Origin of the sequence: Hydrocoleum sp. CS-953 (genome assembly GCF_002260545.1) — a bacterium.
Classification (GTDB): domain Bacteria; phylum Cyanobacteriota; class Cyanobacteriia; order Cyanobacteriales; family Microcoleaceae; genus Trichodesmium.
The window spans coordinates 1-3,056 of sequence record NZ_LGSU01000419.1; the positions used below are offsets into that span (position 1 = coordinate 1).

The 3,056-nt window shown below is 35.2% G+C and carries 3 protein-coding genes and 1 pseudogene; all 4 read right to left on the reverse strand.

All coding sequences use genetic code 11. The annotated features are described in order from the left end of the window. Nucleotides 1–158: 158 nt before the first annotated feature. Nucleotides 159–1,304 carry a succinylglutamate desuccinylase/aspartoacylase family protein gene (locus tag AFK68_RS04100; protein ID WP_094671705.1) on the reverse strand — a complete coding sequence of 382 codons (1,146 nt, stop codon included), beginning with the start codon at nucleotides 1,302–1,304 and terminating at the stop codon, nucleotides 159–161. 396 nt (nucleotides 1,305–1,700) lie between these two features. Then, nucleotides 1,701–1,841: an SDR family oxidoreductase gene (locus tag AFK68_RS04105; protein WP_371357225.1), complete on the reverse strand. Its 141-nt coding sequence runs from the start codon at nucleotides 1,839–1,841 to the stop codon at nucleotides 1,701–1,703. A gap of 60 nt (nucleotides 1,842–1,901) precedes the next feature. Further along, nucleotides 1,902–2,461 (reverse strand): beta-ketoacyl-ACP reductase (locus tag AFK68_RS04110; protein ID WP_143437499.1); only part of this gene is annotated, 560 nt, incomplete at its 5' end. Nucleotide 2,462: 1 nt separating this feature from the next. Then, nucleotides 2,463–2,875, reverse strand: a pseudogene (locus tag AFK68_RS04115) (SDR family NAD(P)-dependent oxidoreductase); the annotation flags it as partial. Nucleotides 2,876–3,056: the final 181 nt, after the last annotated feature.

A 3,056-nucleotide genomic window follows, 5' to 3' on the forward strand; every position in this document is an offset into this window, starting at 1 on the left:
TCAAATTTATCCAATGGTTGATTTGGAGTTTTACATCAATATTTATGAGGGTTTTCAGACCCAAAGCCATAGAATTTTTCGGGATAGTTTATCAAATTTATCCAATGGTTGATTTGGAGTTTTGCACAAATATTTATGAGGGTTTAGAGACTAAACCCCTACGGTTTTTCCCATATAATGTCTAATACAAAATCTCCTTGATTTACAGAATGGTTTGTTGAATTATCTAAAATTAAACCATCTGTTTCTGCAAAGACATCTACAACTTTTGGTAAGTCTTGATTTTTGTTAAAATTTAATACCTGATAAATACGCTGATTTTGTTTAACAACTGTACCAGGCTCGACTCGATTTTGAATCATGCCACCTACAGGAGCATAATAACTTTTCATCTCTTTTTTAGGAGTAAAAACTATTTGATTATCTTCTGTTTTATTCAAGGGAAATTCCGGAATCTCTAAGAATTTTTTATTAGCTAAATAATTTTTCAATCCCCGAATCCCTTTTGCTACTGATTCAGGATTCATTTTCATTCCTGAACCTAATTCTAATGTCCATGATTCTATATCAAATTGAATTGGTTTTCCTAACCTTTTTAAATTCCTTTCTAAAGCTAACCAAGGTTTCAAAAATGCCTCATCAAAAGCATCTCCATCATATTCACCTTCACCCATTAACATTCCATAATCTAAAAGAAATGACTTAGCACTTTCTTCCCTACCATGAAAGCAATAAAGATAATCTACACTTTGATTAGTTGAACTATGTAAATCTATCACATAGTCTGCATCTAAACATAATGATTGAAGTTGATATCTATATTGTTTATAGAAAGGTGTACTACTAGGAGAATTAATTTTTTCTAACTGCTGATTAAAACTAGCTAAAATTTGTTGACGATAGTTATTTTTTATTTCAGTTTCTGTTAAATTAATTTGACTTTTAGCAAAAGCTTCGATATCTACATCTTCCTTTTCATAATCCCAAAATATCCGGTTCCAATCTTTACCATTATAGCTGTCATATCTACCTGAAGAAAATTGATGCGATCGCGCATTAACTCCTTCGGGATTACACACAGGTACTAACAATATTTCTCCTGTTAATTGACTATTATCTAAAGTCATTAAAAATTCTATTAAGTGATGAATAACAGCATTACCACTAATCTCAGCTCCATGCAAATTTGCCTGAATATAAGCTTTTTTTCCTGTTTGATTTCCGGTGAATTTATAAACTTGTAATGACATAAAATCACCAGAAGCAAGTTGTCTTAAAGGTATAGAATAAATCTTTGGTTTCATCAATTTTTTGAGGTAATATACAAATCCTAAATGATTTGTGAAAAAAACTCTAGGGGTTTGCTCTCCAAACCCAAGCGCGAATAGGATTTAGAAACCAAACCCCTACGAAAAATATTACACACACGACTTACACAGAAGCGCTATATCTAGTAGGGGCGAATGGTATTCACCCCTACAGGTGGTATATATTTTCATATTTTTGTAAGCCCTAAACCTATTGAGGATTGCTATAAATTCGGTAGTAGTGTATAAATGGAGTTTCCTGAAAAAGTTTTTTGGTTGAGGTAGGGAGTAGTTAGGAAAAATGATAATCACAGAGAAAGTCATTACTTCCCAAACTTCCCAAGACCCTAATTATCAATTATCAATTATCAATTATCCATTATCCATTATTAATTACGCCATCACCATTCCCCCATCCACATTAAACACTTGACCTGTAATATAATTTGCTGCATCATCAGCAGCTAAAAACCTAATCATACCCGCTACTTCTTCTGGTGTACCATAACGACCTAGAGGAATAAACTTGACAATTTCCTCAGAATTTTTTAAGTCTTTTGNATCAATTATCAATTATCCATTATCCATTATTAATTACGCCATCACCATTCCCCCATCCACATTAAACACTTGACCTGTAATATAATTTGCTGCATCATCAGCAGCTAAAAACCTAATCATACCCGCTACTTCTTCTGGTGTACCATAACGACCTAGAGGAATAAACTTGACAATTTCCTCAGAATTTTTTAAGTCTTTTGTCATATCAGTAGCAATAAACCCAGGTGCGACAGCATTTGCAGTAATACCACGATTAGCTAACTCTTTTGCTACAGTTTTAGTAAAACCAATTACTCCTGCTTTAGCTGCACTATAATTAGCTTGACCAGGATTACCCATTTGTCCAGTCACCGAAGCAACATTAATAATACGCCCACTTTTTTGTTTGAGCATAATTTTACTCACGGCACGAGTACAAAGAAATACCCCAGTCAAATTTAAGTCTATTACTGACTGCCAGTCATCAGGTTTCATCCGCAATAGTAGAGTATCGCGGGTAATACCAGCATTGTTAACTAGGATATCGATGCGACTCCACTTTTCCATAACTTCTTTGACAAGGTTATCCACTTCCTCAGCTTTAGAAACATCTGNAGCATAATTTTACTCACGGCACGAGTACAAAGAAATACCCCAGTCAAATTTAAGTCTATTACTGACTGCCAGTCATCAGGTTTCATCCGCAATAGTAGAGTATCGCGGGTAATACCAGCATTGTTAACTAGGATATCGATGCGACTCCACTTTTCCATAACTTCTTTGACAAGGTTATCCACTTCCTCAGCTTTAGAAACATCTGCTTGTAGTGCCATCCCACTACCACCCGCAGCAACTATTTCTGCCACTACTTCCACCGCAGCGCCACTTGACTTAGCATAGTTAACAACTACATTTGCCCCTTCCATTGCCAATGCTAAGGCTGCCGCCCGGCCAATTCCTCTGGATGCTCCTGTGATTATTGCTACTTGTCCTTTCAAACGTTGTAGTGTTTCAGGTAATGCTTCCATAATCAAATCCTTTTTTTGTCAAATTAAACTAACTTATCTTAGGGGATTATGGTTTATTCCGTTAAGCTAAGATAACTGAAGCCAAAAGTCTTAAGCCAGAAGTCATAAGGCGCAATAGTTGCGCAGTCTGATTGGCGACGTATAGAAGTTAAATTGTTGTTGTCAGTATTCTTTAATTATG

Bases quoted from the DNA above. Each gene is read 5' to 3' on its own strand.
- AFK68_RS04100 (WP_094671705.1), bottom strand. From the start codon at position 1,304: ATGAAACCAAAGATTTATTCTATACCTTTAAGACAACTTGCTTCTGGT.